The sequence below is a fragment of the Microbacterium sp. NPDC090281 genome (assembly GCF_044769635.1).
GTDB lineage: Bacteria > Actinomycetota > Actinomycetes > Actinomycetales > Microbacteriaceae > Microbacterium.
This window is the reverse complement of record NZ_JBIVYH010000001.1, coordinates 1,999,593-2,015,439: the sequence shown is the minus strand read 5'-3', so window position 1 is coordinate 2,015,439 and position 15,847 is coordinate 1,999,593. Positions and strand designations below refer to the sequence as shown.

At 68.1% G+C, this 15,847-nt stretch carries 18 protein-coding genes; 11 read left to right on the top strand and 7 right to left on the bottom strand.

The features are described 5' to 3' along the window. Positions 1-33: 33 nt before the first annotated feature. Together ACIQTX_RS09675 and ACIQTX_RS09670 are read left to right on the top strand one after the other, a co-directional pair. Positions 34-837, top strand: coding sequence for an arginase family protein (locus ACIQTX_RS09675; protein WP_402971675.1), 804 nt, complete (start codon positions 34-36; stop codon positions 835-837). Next, positions 834-1,277, top strand: coding sequence for a Fe-S oxidoreductase (locus tag ACIQTX_RS09670; RefSeq protein ID WP_402971673.1), 444 nt, complete (start codon positions 834-836; stop codon positions 1,275-1,277). Before ACIQTX_RS09675 ends, ACIQTX_RS09670 begins: the two co-directional genes overlap by 4 nt. Positions 1,278-1,310: 33 nt before the next feature. On the opposite strand, the gene ACIQTX_RS09665 is transcribed toward ACIQTX_RS09670, so the two are convergent. From ACIQTX_RS09665 to ACIQTX_RS09655, 3 genes are read right to left on the bottom strand one after another with little or no spacing between them, the layout of a single operon-like run. Continuing rightward, positions 1,311-1,781: an SIP domain-containing protein gene (locus ACIQTX_RS09665; protein ID WP_402971671.1), complete on the bottom strand. Its 471-nt coding sequence runs from the start codon at positions 1,779-1,781 to the stop codon at positions 1,311-1,313. Between the two features lie 44 nt (positions 1,782-1,825). After that, positions 1,826-2,569 (bottom strand): tyrosine-protein phosphatase, encoded by a 744-nt coding sequence (locus tag ACIQTX_RS09660; protein WP_402971669.1) that lies wholly within the window; start codon positions 2,567-2,569, stop codon positions 1,826-1,828. Continuing rightward, the gene (locus ACIQTX_RS09655) at positions 2,566-3,042 is read right to left on the bottom strand and encodes a carboxymuconolactone decarboxylase family protein (RefSeq protein WP_028502944.1); all 477 of its coding nucleotides are present in this window, start codon (positions 3,040-3,042) and stop codon (positions 2,566-2,568) included. Before ACIQTX_RS09655 ends, ACIQTX_RS09660 begins: the two co-directional genes overlap by 4 nt. A gap of 171 nt (positions 3,043-3,213) precedes the next feature. On the opposite strand from ACIQTX_RS09655, the gene ACIQTX_RS09650 reads away from it, so the two are divergent. The 6 genes from ACIQTX_RS09650 to ACIQTX_RS09625 all read left to right on the top strand — a co-directional run bounded on the left by ACIQTX_RS09650 (position 3,214) and on the right by ACIQTX_RS09625 (position 9,169). After that, positions 3,214-4,140 (top strand): alpha/beta fold hydrolase, encoded by a 927-nt coding sequence (locus ACIQTX_RS09650; RefSeq protein ID WP_402971667.1) that lies wholly within the window; start codon positions 3,214-3,216, stop codon positions 4,138-4,140. 92 nt (positions 4,141-4,232) lie between these two features. Then, positions 4,233-5,753 carry an ABC transporter substrate-binding protein gene (locus tag ACIQTX_RS09645; protein ID WP_402971665.1) on the top strand — a complete coding sequence of 507 codons (1,521 nt, stop codon included), beginning with the start codon at positions 4,233-4,235 and terminating at the stop codon, positions 5,751-5,753. A 17-nt stretch (positions 5,754-5,770) separates the two neighbouring features. After that, positions 5,771-6,721, top strand: a complete 951-nt coding sequence (locus ACIQTX_RS09640; RefSeq protein WP_402971663.1) for an ABC transporter permease — start codon at positions 5,771-5,773, stop codon at positions 6,719-6,721. Beyond that, the gene (locus ACIQTX_RS09635) at positions 6,718-7,587 is read left to right on the top strand and encodes an ABC transporter permease (RefSeq protein WP_402971661.1); all 870 of its coding nucleotides are present in this window, start codon (positions 6,718-6,720) and stop codon (positions 7,585-7,587) included. Before ACIQTX_RS09640 ends, ACIQTX_RS09635 begins: the two co-directional genes overlap by 4 nt. Next, positions 7,584-8,375 (top strand): ATP-binding cassette domain-containing protein, encoded by a 792-nt coding sequence (locus ACIQTX_RS09630; protein WP_402971659.1) that lies wholly within the window; start codon positions 7,584-7,586, stop codon positions 8,373-8,375. The genes ACIQTX_RS09635 and ACIQTX_RS09630 overlap by 4 nt, the downstream gene beginning before the upstream one ends. Then, positions 8,372-9,169 carry an ABC transporter ATP-binding protein gene (locus ACIQTX_RS09625; protein WP_402971657.1) on the top strand — a complete coding sequence of 266 codons (798 nt, stop codon included), beginning with the start codon at positions 8,372-8,374 and terminating at the stop codon, positions 9,167-9,169. The genes ACIQTX_RS09630 and ACIQTX_RS09625 overlap by 4 nt, the downstream gene beginning before the upstream one ends. Positions 9,170-9,181: 12 nt before the next feature. Here the strand turns inward: ACIQTX_RS09625 and ACIQTX_RS09620 are convergent, their stop codons facing one another. The 3 genes from ACIQTX_RS09620 to ACIQTX_RS09610 are packed head-to-tail and all read right to left on the bottom strand — an operon-like array spanning position 9,182 to position 11,306. After that, the gene (locus tag ACIQTX_RS09620) at positions 9,182-9,799 is read right to left on the bottom strand and encodes a GNAT family N-acetyltransferase (protein ID WP_402971655.1); all 618 of its coding nucleotides are present in this window, start codon (positions 9,797-9,799) and stop codon (positions 9,182-9,184) included. A 4-nt stretch (positions 9,800-9,803) separates the two neighbouring features. After that, positions 9,804-10,517: a uracil-DNA glycosylase gene (locus ACIQTX_RS09615; protein WP_402971654.1), complete on the bottom strand. Its 714-nt coding sequence runs from the start codon at positions 10,515-10,517 to the stop codon at positions 9,804-9,806. A 6-nt stretch (positions 10,518-10,523) separates the two neighbouring features. After that, on the bottom strand, positions 10,524-11,306 hold the full coding sequence (locus ACIQTX_RS09610; protein ID WP_028502953.1) for an SDR family oxidoreductase: 783 nt from the start codon (positions 11,304-11,306) through the stop codon (positions 10,524-10,526). Positions 11,307-11,501: 195 nt separating this feature from the next. Between ACIQTX_RS09610 and ACIQTX_RS09605 the strand changes: the two genes are divergently transcribed. The 3 genes from ACIQTX_RS09605 to ACIQTX_RS09595 all read left to right on the top strand — a co-directional run bounded on the left by ACIQTX_RS09605 (position 11,502) and on the right by ACIQTX_RS09595 (position 15,225). Beyond that, positions 11,502-12,824 carry a bifunctional o-acetylhomoserine/o-acetylserine sulfhydrylase gene (locus ACIQTX_RS09605; RefSeq protein WP_028502954.1) on the top strand — a complete coding sequence of 441 codons (1,323 nt, stop codon included), beginning with the start codon at positions 11,502-11,504 and terminating at the stop codon, positions 12,822-12,824. 126 nt (positions 12,825-12,950) lie between these two features. Then, on the top strand, positions 12,951-13,895 hold the full coding sequence (locus tag ACIQTX_RS09600) for an endonuclease/exonuclease/phosphatase family protein (RefSeq protein ID WP_402971651.1): 945 nt from the start codon (positions 12,951-12,953) through the stop codon (positions 13,893-13,895). 124 nt (positions 13,896-14,019) lie between these two features. Beyond that, on the top strand, positions 14,020-15,225 hold the full coding sequence (locus ACIQTX_RS09595) for a homoserine O-acetyltransferase (protein WP_105527888.1): 1,206 nt from the start codon (positions 14,020-14,022) through the stop codon (positions 15,223-15,225). 10 nt (positions 15,226-15,235) lie between these two features. Here ACIQTX_RS09595 and ACIQTX_RS09590 read toward each other — a convergent pair whose 3' ends face one another. Then, complete coding sequence (locus ACIQTX_RS09590; RefSeq protein WP_402971648.1) at positions 15,236-15,847, bottom strand: NUDIX domain-containing protein; 612 nt, start codon at positions 15,845-15,847, stop codon at positions 15,236-15,238.

Below are 15,847 nucleotides of genomic sequence, written 5' to 3'. Positions count from 1 at the left end.
GGGGCATCCGCCCTCTCTTCTTCGGAGGCACCCATGGTGCGATTCCTCGTCATCCCGCAGTGGCAGGGCTCGCCCGCACCGCGCGCGATGCTTCTCACCGACGGCGCCGCGGCGATCGCCGGTGATCTCCCCCGGGCTGCGACGACCGTGCTCGACGTCCCGGTCGAGGCCGGTGAGTCACTCGGAACCGGAGTCCGCCGCCTGAGCGCTCTGCTGCGCACCCGTGAACTCGTGCATGGACACGTCGACTCCGACACCGTGGTGATCGGCGGCGACTGCAGCGTCACCGTCGCCGCCCTCGACTCGCTGCCCGGAGGTACCGACGGCCTCGCGGTGGTGTGGTGCGATGCCCACGCCGACATGCACACCCCTGAGACCTCGCCGTCGGGCGCTTTCTCGGGCATGGCGCTGCGTGCGCTGCTCGGCGAGGGTGAGGAGCAGCTGGTGCTCTCTCCCCCGATTCCGGCCGACCGTGTGGTGACGGTCGGTATGCGCAATCTCGACGACGCGGAAGTCGAGCAGCTCGAACCGCTGTCGAATCTCTCGGTTGCCGACCTCGAACGACCCGATGCGCTGCTCGACGCCGTCCGCGCGACAGGCGCTTCACGCGTGTGGGTGCACATCGATGTGGATGTGCTCGACCCCTCCGACTTCGCCGGCGTGTCGTCATCGGTGCCGTTCGGCCTCTCCCCTGCTGCTCTGAGCACCGCGATCCGTGCGCTGCGCACCGAGATCCCCCTCGCGGGGGCGACGATCTCCGGGTTTGCACCGAGGTCTCCGGCCGACGCGGTCGACGACCTCGGAGCACTGCTTCGCCTCGTAGGAGCCGTGGCATGACCGCGGGCACGGACTGGCGACCCGCGGCAGAGAAGGCCCTCGCCCGCGGACGACGCTGCGACCGTCGCATCCCTGCCTTCCTGCTGCGCTCACCGGTCAGTCGTCTCGGCTATGCATGGGGTACCGCGGTCGGCTGGATCTGGGGCTCGCTCTGGAGCACCGGCCCCGTCGAACGTCGCGCAGGACTCTGGGTCTTCCAGGGCATGCCGAAGTGGACGTTCAACCGTGGCGGGGTGTGCGTCGGCGGATGCTTCCTCACCGGCGACGTGCGCCCGACGGATGCCGTTCTCCGCCACGAGGCCGTGCACAAGGCGCAATGGCTGCGTTACGGCTTCCTGATGCCGGTGCTGTATCTGTTCGCCGGGAGAGACCCGCTCTGCAATCGCTTTGAGATCGAAGCGGGGCTGGAAGACGGCAACTACGTACGGCGATCGCGCTGACGGAGCGCAGTCTGCCGATCAGAAGAGCGCAGATCAGCGATCGACGGGCAGCAGACCGAAGCGCTCAGGAGCATGGATGAGCGCTGGCGCGATCTCCAACGAACTCGTCAGGTGCTCGACGATGTCGGCAGTTCCCAGGTAGCCGCCGAGCAACGTCACGTGAGTCTCGATCTCGTCGTCGCACATCATCTCGTCCGCCCAGGCACAGGTCGCACGCGCCAGGGCCTGTCCGGGAGCGCACGCCCGGCCGCTGCCGGGGGCGCCGGAGCGCTGTTCGCGAGCGAGCCAGGTGACCGTCATCCGACCGGGTGCATCGATGATGCCGATGTCGGCGACCTCGGGCACCTCGATGAAGATGCGGCCGGAAGCGCACAGCGGCAGAGTCGTCAGGAACAACTCGAGCTCGGTGAGCGACTGCTCGTCGGCAGTCACCAGGTGGTGCGCGCGCTGACGTGCTGCGCGGCGTTCGGCGCGCGTGCCGCGGGTCTCGAGCGAGGTGTTCATGGTGTATTTATCGTACACCAAGTGAAGGCTTGCCTAACCTTGCATCAGCTGGATGCCAGCCGCGCGGTCTCCTGCGAGGAAAAGGGCTCGACGAGCGCCGCCGACAGCGCAGCCAATTCGGACTCGGTCATCCCCTGCGCGCGCAGATACCCGGCAGCGGAACCCCACCGTTCGTCGACCTGCTGCAGCAGACGACGCATGACGGGTGCCGGAGATTGCGTCGCGAGGGCCACCGCGTGCACCGCTTCCGGGTGCTGGGTCCGCAGGTATTCGGCGATCCGCTGCGTGCGTTGAACAGGAAGCTGAGACTCGGTGAGCGCGTAATCGGCGATCACGGCTTCCCGATCGGCACCGACAGCGGAGAGCGCGAGAGCGACGGTCACGCCCGTCCGGTCTTTGCCGACGGTGCAGTGCACCAACGTGCGCTCCCCCGCGGCGATGATGCGGATGGCCTCGACGAGCCGTTCCCCACTCTCTTCGAGGAGATGCAGATAGAGGTCTTCCAGGCTGGTGTCGGCCTCGAAGAACGATCGGACGGACCCCAGGAACAGAGGAAGGTGCGTCGTGTCCGGCCCCTCGATCTCGGTCGGCTCCGCCGCGACCTCTTCACCGTCACGAAGATCGACGATGTGCTGCACGTTCGCGCGCAGCGCGGCGGCGCCCGTGGTGGTCGCACCCGAGAGCTGTCCGGACCGCAGCAGCACGCCGGGGCGGATACGACCGCCCTTCGCGGGGATGCCACCGACGTCGCGGACGTTCGAGACGCCCTCGACCTCGAGGATGGTCATGCCTGCGCCTGCGGGGCGCGAACCGGCACGGGGTAGCGACCGGCGATCACGACCCGGTTGAACGCGTTGATGGAGACACAGGCCCAGCTGAGAGCCGCGTACTCCTTCTCGGTGAAAACGCCGCCGACGAGGTCGTAGACCTCGTCGGAGATCCCCTCGTCGGCGATGAAGGTGAAAGCCTCGGCGAGTTCGAGCGCCGCGCGCTCCCGGTCGCTGAAGACACCGCTCTCGCGCCAGGTCGGGATCTGCGTGAGCGTATCGGCGTCGATGCCGGCGGCGACCGCCCTGTCGACATGGATCCGCGCGCAGTAGGCGCACCCGTTGAGCTGCGAGCAGTGGATCATGACGATCTCCTTGAGACGATCATCGATGCCGTTGGCCGCGCAGATCTGCCCCACCGTCTTCGAGAACGCGTCAAGTGCCTGATACGCGGCAGGCTCGGTCTTGGACAGGTGCACACGCGTCTCGCTCATGACTCCATGATATTCGGCGTGCGGCGGCGAGGCCCAGTGCGGTGCATCATCGATGAAATGCAGATCGCCAACGAAACTACGTAACTCTGAGTCATAATGCGAGACGGCATGGCGCAATCACTTGCGATTCTGCTCTCACATTTCCTGCATGTCTGCACGAGGGCGCAGAATATGGACGTGGCGATCGACATCAGCGAGTTCAGCTATCTTCCCGCACAAGCCGATGCGCTCGGCGTCCCGCTCCCCGAAGTGGAGCGACTCACGCTCTCCCTCGCCGACGGCCGCACATTGAGCGCCCTGAGGTTCGGAACCGACGCCCCGCGCGTGACGCTGCTGCACGGAGCAGGCTTGAACGCACACACCTGGGACACCACATCACTCGCTCTGCAGCAGCCCCTGCTCGCGATCGACCTCGCCGGCCATGGCGACTCCTCCTGGCGAGGCGACATCGACTACACACCGCGCACGCTCGCCGGCGACGTGGCCGCAGCTCTCGACGCCTGGACCACGCAGCCGCAGGTGGTCGTCGGACAGTCGCTCGGCGGGCTGACGGGTGCCGCCCTCGCGGCCGCTCGACCCGACCTCGTGTCCGAGCTCATCATCATCGACATCACCCCGGGCATCGACGTCACGGCTGGGCCCGCAGCTCTGAGGGAGTTCTACGCCGGCCCCACCGACTTCGCCTCTCGCGACGAGCTGGTCGACAAGGCGATGTCGCTCGGGTTCGGTGGTTCCCGTCCGGAGACCGAGCGCGGCGTCTTCCTGAACACGCGCGTGCGCGCGGACGGGCGCGTGGAGTGGAAGCACCACTTCGCGCATCTCGCCGCGCAGACCCTCGCAGCCCATGACGCCGGATCGGCGACGGCTCCGTCTGCGCTGCACGAGACGGGGTGGGACGACCTCGCCGCAGTCAGCGCCCCCATCACGCTCGTGCGCGCCGCACGCGGGTTCGTGAGCGAAGCGGATGCCGCAGAGTTCCAGCAGCGTGTACCCGACGCTCGCCTCGTGGTCCTCGACGCGACGCACAACGTGCAGGAGACGGCACCGGTCGCTCTGGCCGCCCTCATCGAATCGGCATCCTCCGCCCGCGGAATATGACGTTCCGTTCCACACCCGACCCGCACCCCGCCACGCAACCCTAGGCTCGATCCAACGGCACACAGCACCTGCCGCACCGAGAGGAAACGCCCATGTTCCGACGCACCCGACGTCTCGCGCTGATATCCGCGCTCGCGGCCACCGCCGTGATCCTGAGCGCCTGCTCCGGCACTCCCGACCAGGAGCCCACCAGCGCCCCGAGCACACCCGACCCGAGCGCCACCCTCCACGTCGGTCTCGTCCTCGAACCGACCAACCTCGACATCCGGCACACCAGCGGCGCCGCGCTCGAGCAGATCCTCATCGACAACATCTACGAAGGCCTCGTGACCCGCACGCAGGACAACGAGATCGAGGGTCGCCTCGCCTCCGACTACGAGGTGTCATCCGACGGTCTCACCTACACGTTCACCCTGAACGACGGAGTCGTCTTCCACGACGGCACGCCGCTCACGTCTGCCGACGTCGTCTCCTCGTACGAGACAGTACGCACCGATGCGACCGTGCAGGGCAACGCCGATTTCGCCTCGGTCACATCGATCACGGCACCGGACCCCACCACGGTCGAGATCGTGCTGTCCGCCCCGAATCAGAACTTCCTGTTCGCACTCACCGGTCCCGCAGGCCTCGTGTTCAAGAGCGGTGACACCACCGACCTCAAGACGGCGGAGAACGGCACCGGACCCTTCACGCTCACGCGCTGGAACAAGGGCAGCACCATCACCTTCGCGCGAAACGACGCCTATTGGGGCGAGCAGGCCGGTGTCGCCCAGGTCGAGTTCCAGTACATCCCCGACTTCACCGCCGGCGTCAACGCGGCACTGGCAGGAGATGTCGACGTGCTCACCGCCGTCGACCCGAACCTCGCACCTCAGCTCGAGGACTCCGGCGACTTCGCTCTGACGAAGGGGCGCACGACCGACAAGGCGACCCTGGCGTTCAACAACAAGAAGGCGCCCCTCGACGACGTCCGCGTGCGCGAAGCGCTGCGCCTGGCCATCGACCATGAGGCACTCATCGACGCCGTCGGTGCCGGTACCGCGCTGTACGGTCCGATCCCCGAGCTCGACCCCGGCTACGAAGACCTGTCGGATGTGATCTCCTACGACCCGGAGAAGGCGAAGAAGCTGCTCGCCGAAGCCGGCCAGGAAGACCTGGAGCTGACCCTCACGATCCCTTCGTTCTATGGCACGACGGTGCCCAAGGTGCTGATCTCGGACTTCAAGAAGGTGGGCGTGACCCTCGACGTCAAGTCGGTCGAGTTCCCGACGTGGCTCGAGGACGTCTACACCAACCACGACTACGACCTCAGCTTCGTGCTGCACGTCGAGCCGCGCGACTTCGGCAACTTCGCGAACCCCGACTACTACTTCGGATACGACAACGCCAAGGTCCAGGATCTGTACGCGAAGGCCCTCGCGGAGGTCGACCCGAAGAAGTCGGCCGAACTCCTCGCACAGGCCGCGAAGATCGTCTCAGAGGATCACGCCGCCGACTGGCTGTACAACGGTGAGACCATCACCGCCGTGAGCCCGATCGTGACCGGCTTCCCCGAGGACTCGATCAACTCGCGCATCAACCTGGCCGGAGTCACCGTCTCCGCTGAGAAGTAGCGAGCGGTCACCCCTTCGTGATCCGCTACACGCTCGTCCGAGGAGCCCTGCTCATAGCAGGGCTCCTCGTGTCGAGCGTGCTCATCTTCCTGACCCTTCGCGTCTTCCCCGGTGACGTCGCGCAGCTCATCGCCGGCACGCAGGCCTCGCCGTCCGAAGTCGATGCGCTCCGCGAGTCCCTCGGCCTCAACCGCCCCCTGCTCGCGCAGTACACCGACTGGATCGGCGGGATCTTCCGCGGCGACCTCGGCACCTCATTGCTCTCCGGAGCATCGGTCGGAGAGGAGCTGTTCCTCAAGGCTCAGGTCACTGTTCCGCTCGGCATCATGTCGCTTCTGATCGCGGTACTCATCGCCGTCCCCTTCGGCATCCTCGCCGCGCTCCTGCGCAACCGCCGGGGCGGCACTGCGCTCAGCGTCGGCGCCCAGACTCTGGCAGCAGTACCCGTCGTCTGGGCCGGGATGATGCTCATCGTCGTGTTCTCGGTCTGGCTGGGATGGCTGCCGCCGCAGGGCTTCCCCCGCACCGGATGGTCGACCCCCGGCAAAGCGATCGAATCGCTGCTGCTCCCTGCGCTGACGATCGGCATCGTCGAGGGCGCCATGTTGATGCGCTTCGTCCGCAGCGCGACCCTGCAGGCCGCAGGGCAGGACTTCGTCCGCACCGCGGCGGCCAAGGGACTCACCCGCACCCGGGCCCTCATCCAGCACGGCATCCCCGCCGTCGGCCTGTCGATCATCACGGTCCTCGGGCTCCAGGTGGCCGGCATCATCGTCGGCTCGGTCGTGATCGAGCAGCTGTTCACCCTCCCGGGGATCGGACGCATGCTCGTGGCCGATGTCGGAACCCGCGATCTCATCAAGGTGCAGAGCGAGCTCCTCGTGCTCACCGGATTCGTGCTGATCGTGGGTTTCGCGGTCGACCTCCTGCATCGCGCGATCGACCCCCGACAGCGGGAGGCCGCATGACTCCGCGCTGGCTCAGCCGACTCTGGGGTACCTCGACCGGACGCTTCGGGATCATCGTCGTCATCGTGATCGTCATGGCCGCGCTCGTATCGCTGTTCTGGACGCCGTTCGACCCTCAGGCCTCGGATATCGGCGATCGATGGCTGCCGCCGAGCTGGCCGCATGTGCTCGGCACGGACGACACCGGCCGCGACATCCTGAGCCTGCTCATGGCGGGAGCACGCACGACCGTCTTCGTGAGCATCGGCGCCGGAATCGTGGCCACCGTGGTCGGCATCGCTCTCGCCGCGCTCGGAGCGCTGACCGCGCGCTGGATGCGGGAGACCGTCTCGGTGCTCGTCGACATCCTGATCGCCTTCCCCGTGCTGCTGATCGCCATGATGATCTCGTCGGTCTGGGGCGGATCGCTCTGGGTCGTGATCTGGGCCGTGGGCATCGGCTTCGGCGTGAACATCGCCAGGGTCACACGACCCGAGCTGCGCCGCGTGCAGCAGAGCGACTTCGTCCTCGCCGCACGCGCGTCTGGTCTGACACCGGCGCAGAGCCTCGTGCGCCATCTCCTGCCCAACGTCGCCCCGGTGTTCATCGTGCAGCTGTCGTGGTCGATGGCCGTCGCCGTGCTGGCTGAAGCGGGTCTGTCGTACCTCGGATTCGGCGCGTCGGTGGTCGAGCCGAGCTGGGGCCTGCTGCTCGCCGACCTCCAGCGGTACATCGGGGTGCATCCACTGTCGGTGATCTGGCCGGGACTCACGATCACGATCACGGTGCTCGCATTGAACCTCCTCGGCGACGGCCTGCGCGAGGCGACCGACCCCACCCTTCGGCACCGCGCCGCCGAGATCCACACCCCGGGGGTGGTCGCATGAGCCTGTCGGTGCAGAACCTCGTGATCGAGATCGACGGACGTCGAGTCGTCGACGGCGTCTCCTTCGAGGTACCGGACGGCGCGCGACTCGGACTGATCGGCGAGTCCGGCTCCGGCAAGTCACTCACGGCCCTCGCCGTGCTGGGTCTGCTCCCCGACGGCGCGACCGCGAGCGGCAGCATCCGCTGGAGAGGAACCGAGCTGATCGGGATGCCTGATCGCGCGCTCGCCCGCCTTCGCGGCGACGACATCGGCATCGTGTTCCAGGAGCCACGCACCGCCCTGAACCCGATCAGGACGGTCGGCCGGCAGATCGCGGAGTCGATCCGCATCCACGAGGGCCTGGGACGCCGCGAGGCGAGGGACCGGGCGATCGCAGAGGCCACCCGCGTGCGGCTGCCCGACCCCGAGTCAATCATCGATCGCTACCCCCACCAGCTCTCCGGTGGCCAGCGGCAGCGCGTCGCCATCGCGATGGCGCTCGCCTGTCGGCCGCGCCTGTTGATCGCCGACGAGCCGACGACGGCGCTCGATGTGACGATCCAGGCCGAGATCCTCTCCCTGCTGCTCTCGCTCGTCGCCGACGAGGGCATGTCTTTGGTCTTCATCACGCATGACCTCGCCGTCCTCGCCCAGGTCGCGACCGAGGGCGTCGTGCTCGAACACGGGAAAGTCGTCGAGGCGGCGCCCGTCTCGACGCTTCTGTCGTCTCCCGCCTCACCGATCACCCAGGGGCTGCTGCGTGACGCGACCGCGACGCTCTGGCGCCCGGACGGCGGTGCCGCATGACTCTGATCGAGGCCCGGGGACTCGGCCGCGAATTCGTCGTCCCGAAGCGCTCCGCATTCGAGCGCACACGCACGCAGACCGCTCTGGCGCCCACCGACCTCGACATCGTCGAAGGGTCATCCGTCGGCATCATCGGCGAATCGGGATCCGGCAAGTCCACCCTCGTGCGACTGCTGCTCGGGCTCGACCGGCCGTCCTCCGGCACCGTGGCCATCGACGGGCGGCCTGTCGATGCCGCAGCATCTGCGAGGTCGCTGCACTGGCTGCGCCGCGAGACCGGGCTCGTGTTCCAAGACCCGTATGCCTCACTCGACCCGCGCATGACGGCGGGTCAGATCGTCCGCGAACCGCTGTGGGCGCTGGGCATCGACGGCGACCACCGTGCGCGAGTGCGCGAAGTGCTCGCGCAGGTGGGTCTCGAGCCCGAGATGGGCGACCGCTACCCGCACGAGTTCTCCGGCGGACAGCGACAGCGGGTCGCACTGGCGCGGGCGATCGTGCACGGCCCGCGGATCCTGGTGGGCGACGAGCCGCTGTCGGCGCTCGATGTGACGGTGCGCGCACAGATCCTGGCGCTGCTGATCGAGCTGCGACAGACCACCGACCTCACCCTCGTGCTCGTGTCACATGACATCGGCGTGGTGCAGAATCTCTGCGACACGGTCGTCGTGATGAAGGACGGGCACATCGTCGAGCGAGGTTCCACGAGTGACGTGCTCCTGCATCCGACGCAGGACTACACGAAGGCGCTGCTGTCGGCGATACCCGTGATCCCCGGCACACCCGGTCGTTGAGCGAGCACCACCTCAGCGCCGCGAGCCGAAGAGACTTCCTCGTCGCCGCCCCGTCGGCTTGAGCACGCGGCGCATGTAGACCGTTCCGAGGTCGCGGCCGAACTTGTACCCGACGCGTCCCATCCGTCCTGCCTCGACGAAACCGAGCTTCTCGTGCAGTCGGATCGAAGCCTCCGCACCGTGGTCGCTGATGACGGCGACCATCTCGCGCAGACCGATCTGCTCGCACTCGTCGATGAGGGCCTGCAGCAAAGCCGCACCGAGCCCCTTGCCGCCCGCGCCGGGACCGAGGTAGATCGAGTCCTCGACCGTGTACTTGTAGGCGTTCTTCCCCGCCCAGGGCTGCGCGAGCGCGTACCCGATGACCGCACCACCCGATGAAACGGCCACGAGGAACGGCAGCTCCAGGCGAGTGAGCAGAGCGTACTTGTCACGCCAATACGGGATGCTGCTGCGCCGCTCATCGAGCGTCACCGCCGAGTTGCTCACGAAGTGGTTGTAGATCTCCCGCACGTGGGGCAGGTCTGCGGGCCGGACGGCGCGAATCGTGTACGAGAAGACCTCGGGCGCTGGTGCCGGCCGCAGGTGGCGCGGCAGAACGCGGCGACGGTCCCCCGGCTCGAACTGCATGCGCTCAGCTTAGAGAGGGAGCGGCTTCGCCTTCCACCCGCCAGTCCACCGGATCTGCGCCTTGTTCTTCGAGCAGGGCGTTCGCCCGGGAGAACGGCTGGGATCCGAAGAAGCCGCGACGGGCTGAGAGCGGAGACGGGTGCGCCGAGGAGATCACGGGCGTCTCGCCGAGCAGCGGCTGCAGGTTCGCCGCATCCTTGCCCCAGAGGATCGCGACGAGCGGCTGATCGCGGGCGACGAGTGTGCGGATCGCGAGCTCGGTGACCTGCTCCCAACCCCAGCCGCGGTGCGATGCGGCAGCACCTGGGCGCACGGTGAGCACGCGGTTGAGCAGGAGGACGCCCTGATCGCTCCACGCGGTGAGATCGCCGTGCGGCGCGGGCGGGAGGCCGAGGTCGCTCTCCCGCTCCTTGTAGATGTTCGAGAGACTGCGCGGCAGCGGACGCACCTCGCGATCGACCGCGAACGACAGGCCGATGGGATGCCCGGGCGTGGGGTACGGGTCCTGTCCGGTGATCAGCACCCGCACGTCGGACAGCGGCCGCTGGAAGGCTCTGAGCACGTTCCCGCCGGCCGGCAGGTAACCGTGCCCTGCCTCCTGCTCGGCGCGGAGCCGTTCACCGAGAGCCGTGATCGTCTCCTGGGCAGGAGCAAGCGCCTCAGCCCAACCGGCATCGATCAGACCGTCGTCGGCGAGCTGTGCGAGAGTCTGCGCCATCGTCAGTCAGTCGATGGAGCGCACTCGCAGCGGACCGCGGGCGAGCAGATGCTGTGCCGACTGCGCGACCGGCCGCATCGTGATCAGGTCGAGGTTCACGTGCCCAGGGGACTCGAGAGCGTACGCGATCACGTCGGCGACGTCGTCGGCCACGAGCGGGGCATCGACTCCCGAGTACACGGCCTCGGCGGCGACGGCATCCCCACCCAGACGGTTGAGCGTGAACTCCTCGGTGTGCACCATCCCCGGAGCCACCTCGACGACGCGGATCGGCTCGCCGTTGAGCTCTTGTCGGAGAACCTTCACCAGCATCCCCTCCGCGGCCTTCGCGGCGTTGTAGCCCGCGCCCCCGGCATAGGCCGTCTGCGCGGCAGTGGAGGTGACGAAGATAGTGTCGGCATGGCCGTCCGCCTCGGCCGCACGACGCAGCAGGGGAAGAAGGCCTGCCACGAGGCGCTGGCTCGCCAGGACGTTCGCATCGAACATCCACTGCCAGTCCTCGACCGAGGCATCCTCGATGCGGTCGGTCCCGCGGGCTCCTCCGGCCACCTGCACGAGAGCGTGGACCGGACCCGACCTGTCGAGTTCCCGCACGAGCGCCTCGACGGCTGCGGCATCCGTCAGGTCGCAGGCGATGGCCGAGGCTCCGGTCTCCGCGGCGAGAGCGGACAGCCGATCCTCCCGCCGCGCCACCCCCACGACGTCCCATCCCCGGGCACGGAGCGCACGCACCGTCGCCGCGCCGATGCCCGAACTCGCACCTGTCACCACTGCACGTCTGTTCACCATGCCTCCACCGTACGGCGTTCCCCACGGATTGCGGACTCCCCCACGGGGCTGTCGCGGATCGCTCAGCCGCGTGATTCCGGGGCTCCGCTCTGTTACGTCACATTTCCCGTCTGTTGTTGACAAGCACCGATATTCCGTACTGTCGCTGGAACGGCATCCGCCACCCGACCTTCCGACCACTCCTGGGGGAATCACATGTCCGCACCCGAGTCCTGGCGTTTCGAGACCAAGCAGATCCACTCGGGCGCTGCCCCCGACCCGGTCACCAAGGCGCGTGCCACGCCGATCTACCAGACCACGTCGTACGTGTTCGACAGCGCAGACCACGCGGCGAACCTCTTCGCCCTGGCGGAGTTCGGCAACATCTACACCCGCATCCAGAACCCGACGCAGGATGTCCTGGAGCAGCGTCTCGCCGCACTCGAAGGCGGCACCGGCGCTCTCGTGCTCGCCAGCGGTCAGGCAGCATCGACCTTCGCCGTACTGAACATCGCCGAGGCGGGCGACCACTTCGTCGCCTCGAGCTCGATCTACGGCGGAACCTACAACCTCTTCAAGTACACGCTCGCGAAGCTCGGCATCGAGGTCACGTTCGTGGAGAACCAGGACGACGCCGAGGAGTGGCGCCGTGCGGTCCGCCCGAACACGAAGCTGTTCTTCGCGGAGACGATCGGCAACCCGCAGATCAACATCCTCGACATCCGCACGGTGGCCGATGTCGCACACGAGAACGGTGTGCCGCTGATCGTCGACAACACGATCGCCACGCCGTACCTGATCCGTCCGTTCGAGTTCGGCGCCGACATCGTCGTGCACTCCGTCACCAAGTTCCTCGGCGGCCATGGAACCACCATCGGCGGCGCCATCATCGACGGCGGAAAGTTCGAGTGGTCGAAGAACGTCGACAAGTTCCCCGGCCTCACGGTTCCGGACCCGTCGTACCACGGTGCCAGTTACACCGCCGCGGTCGGCGACCCGCTCGCCTACATCATCAAGGCCCGCGTGCAGCTGCTGCGCGACCTCGGATCGGCCATCGCCCCGCAGAGCGCGTGGAACCTCATCCAGGGCATCGAGACGCTGTCGCTGCGCATCGAGCGCCACGTGCAGAACGCGCAGGAGATCGCGGAATGGCTCGACAGCCGCGATGACGTCGCGACGGTCAACTACTCGGGCCTGCCCTCGTCGCCCTGGTACGCCAAGGCCAACGAGTACGCCCCCAAGGGCGTCGGCGCGGTGCTCTCCTTCGAGCTGAAGGGCGGTGTCGAAGCCGGTCGCGAGTTCGTGAACAGCCTCTCGCTGTTCAGCCACCTCGCCAACATCGGTGACGTGCGCTCGCTCGTCATCCACCCGGCATCCACCACGCACGCGCAGCTCACGCCCGAGCAGCAGCTGACCGCCGGCGTCACGCCGGGGCTCGTGCGCCTCTCCGTCGGCATCGAGAACGTCGATGACCTCAAGGCCGACCTGGAGCAGGCTCTCGCAGCCGCACGCGCCGTGTCCGAGGCCGCTCGCGCCTGACCCGCTCGCACAGCGAAGATGCCCCGAAGCCTCGTGCTCCGGGGCATCTTCGCGTGCAGGTGACGGCGTCACCCGGCCGACCCACAGGCGGTTCCATCGAGAATGGGATCCCGCCGTGAGGAGAGCATGATCGACGTCGAACACCGACCGCCGCGCGTCCGGCGACCCAGGACCGCCGCCGCCCGATGGCTCGCCGTCGCCAGCGTCGTGCTGCTGCTCGTCGTGGCCTGCGGTTGGATTCCCGGGATCGTGGGCACGACTGTCGCGGCCGCACTCCCCTGGCTCGGTCTCGTCCTTCTCGCGCTGCTGGTCGTCGCGCTGTTCTTCGCCCGCCGAGTGATCGTCCTCATCCTGGTCCCCACCCTCCTGTGGGTCCTCGCGATGGCACCGGCGCTTCCCGGCCTTCCCGGTCAGACGGGCTCGGAGTCGGCATCCGCGTCCGAGCTGACGGTCGTGAGCCAGAACGTGCGCGCCCGATCCGGCGGGGCCGCGGAGTCTGCGGCCGCGCTCGCGCAGAGCGATGCCGACGTCATCGCCCTCGTCGAGCTCGACGGAGACAGCCTCTCCGCGGCGCAGGACGCCCTCGCTGCCGAATACCCGCACTCGTACACCGTGGGAACCGTCGGCGTCTGGAGCCGGTATCCGCTCGCGAACGCCGAGCCGCTCACGTTGGGGCTCAGCTGGAAACGCGCGCTCCGGGTCGAGGTACAGGCTCCATCGGCTCCGGTCGCCGTGTACGTGCTGCATGCGGCATCGGTGCGGCCAGGACATCAGCAGGACCGCGACACGATGCTGAGCGGCATAGCGGAACAGGTCGCCGCCGATCCCGCGGAATCTCTCATCGCCGTCGGCGATTTCAACGCGCCGTCGACCGATCCGAATCTGGCCGCCCTGCGTGCGGAGGCGGACTGGGTGCGGCCGACCGATGGGACCCTCGGATTCACTTGGCCCGTCGCCTTCCCCCTCGTGCGGATCGACCAGGTCTTCGTGCGGGGGCTCGATGTCATCACCTCGGGCACGATGCGCGCCGGGAACAGCGACCATCTCGCCACCCTGACTCGAGTGCGCTGACCTCGACTGAGCCGGCCCGAGTGCGCAGAATCCGACTTCTCGATCGGCCGGCTCCGCAGAGCCGGAACGGACATCGGGTCGTAACCTGCCACCGGTGGGTCCTGGACCACGCGACAATGGAAGCATGGACTGGCAGACGACCTCCGAGGACACGGTGCCGTCGGCACCCGTGACGGAGGCCGACGTGCGGCTGCTCCGTGCCCGTCCACCGGCGACCGGTGCGTGGCGCGACGGCGACCCGGTCGGAGGCAGGCGCTTCGCCGCATTCGGCTCCTTCGCCACCGAAAGCGGGGCGGAGCTTCCCGGCATCCGCATCGCCTACGAGTCCTGGGGCCAGCTGAACACCGCTCGCGACAACGCCATCCTGGTGCTGCACGCGCTCACCGGCGACAGCCATGTGCGTGGCGCCGCCGGGGCAGGGCACCCGACCGTCGGCTGGTGGGAGGACATCACCGGCCCCGGCGCCCCTCTGGACACGGATCGATGGTTCGTGATCGCACCGAACATGCTGGGCGGCTGCCAGGGGTCAACGGGACCGGCGAGTGTCGCCCCCGATGGCTACGAATGGGCATCGCGCTTTCCCTACCTCACCATCCGCGATCAGGTCGCGGCACAGGTCGGGCTCGCGGACGCTCTCGGCATCGGCAGCTGGGCCGCGGTCATCGGCGGCTCGATGGGCGGCATGCACGCCCTGGAGTGGGCAGCGACACATCCCGACCGTGTGCAGCGGCTCGCGGTCCTCTCTTCTCCCCCGGTGACGACCGCCGACCAGATCGCCTTGAACACGGTGCAGCTGGAGACGATCCGGATGGACCCGCGGTTCCAGGGTGGCGAGTACTACGACCTCGGCGACGGAGATGGTCCGCATCGCGGCCTGGCGCTGGCACGACGGATGGCGCTGCTGAACTACCGCAGCCCGATCGAGCTCAACCAGCGCTTCCAGCGGTCCTGGCAATCGGATGTGTCGCCACTCGGCCACGGCGGACGCTTCGCGGTCGAGTCGTACCTCGACTTCCACGGCAACAAGTTCACCCGGCGCTTCGACGCCAACAGCTACATCACGCTCGTCGAGGCCATGAACTCGCACGATGTCGGCCGCGGACGCGGCGGTGTCGAAGAGGCGCTGCATGCGGTCACGGCCACGACGCTCGTGCTCGGCATCGACAGCGACCGTCTGTTCCCGGTCGACGGGCAGCAGCGCATCGCTCGCAGCATCCCGAACGTGATCGACGGCGAAGCTGTGGTCGTCACCAGCGACTTCGGGCATGACGGCTTCCTCATCGAGACCGAGGCCGTCGGCTCGAACCTCCGGCGACTGCTCGAGAGCTGAGCTGCGACGCTCAGCCGGCGATGAACCGCCACGGCAGCGCGCCCGCTTCGAGACGCCCCTGCTCCCAGGCGAAGTCGCGACCGGCGGCTGTGTCGAGCACTCGAGTCTGGAACAGCTGTGCCGCGCCACCGGAGGAGAGAGCGGATGCCAGGTCGGTGAAGGCGCTGAGCTGGTGCAGCGTGATCCAGGTCGGCGGATAGAGCATCCACTCCCCCGCTCCGTGCCGAGCCAGCGCCTCGGACGGCGTCACCCAGGCGATCTCCGCCACCTCATCCGCGCTGGGCGATGGCTCGTCGTCCGGCGCCTCCGCCAGGAAGAACCATGTGCGGATGCGCGTCGGCGCCTCGATCGGCGGCTGCCACTCCGACAGCACCACGAGGCCGTCGACCACGAGCCCCACCTCCTCGAAGGTCTCCCTGATCGCCGCCCGACGGGCATCCTCGCCCTCCGAGTCGCCATCGCGGCAGTCGCCGGATTCGACCTTGCCACCGGGGAAGACCCAGGCGCCGGCGAAAGAGCCACGATCGGGTCGACGGATCACCAAGACCTCGAAACCGGGATCCGCGGCACGCAGCAACACGACGGTACCGGCGACAGGCAGGGAGTGTTCGGGGGCGTCCAC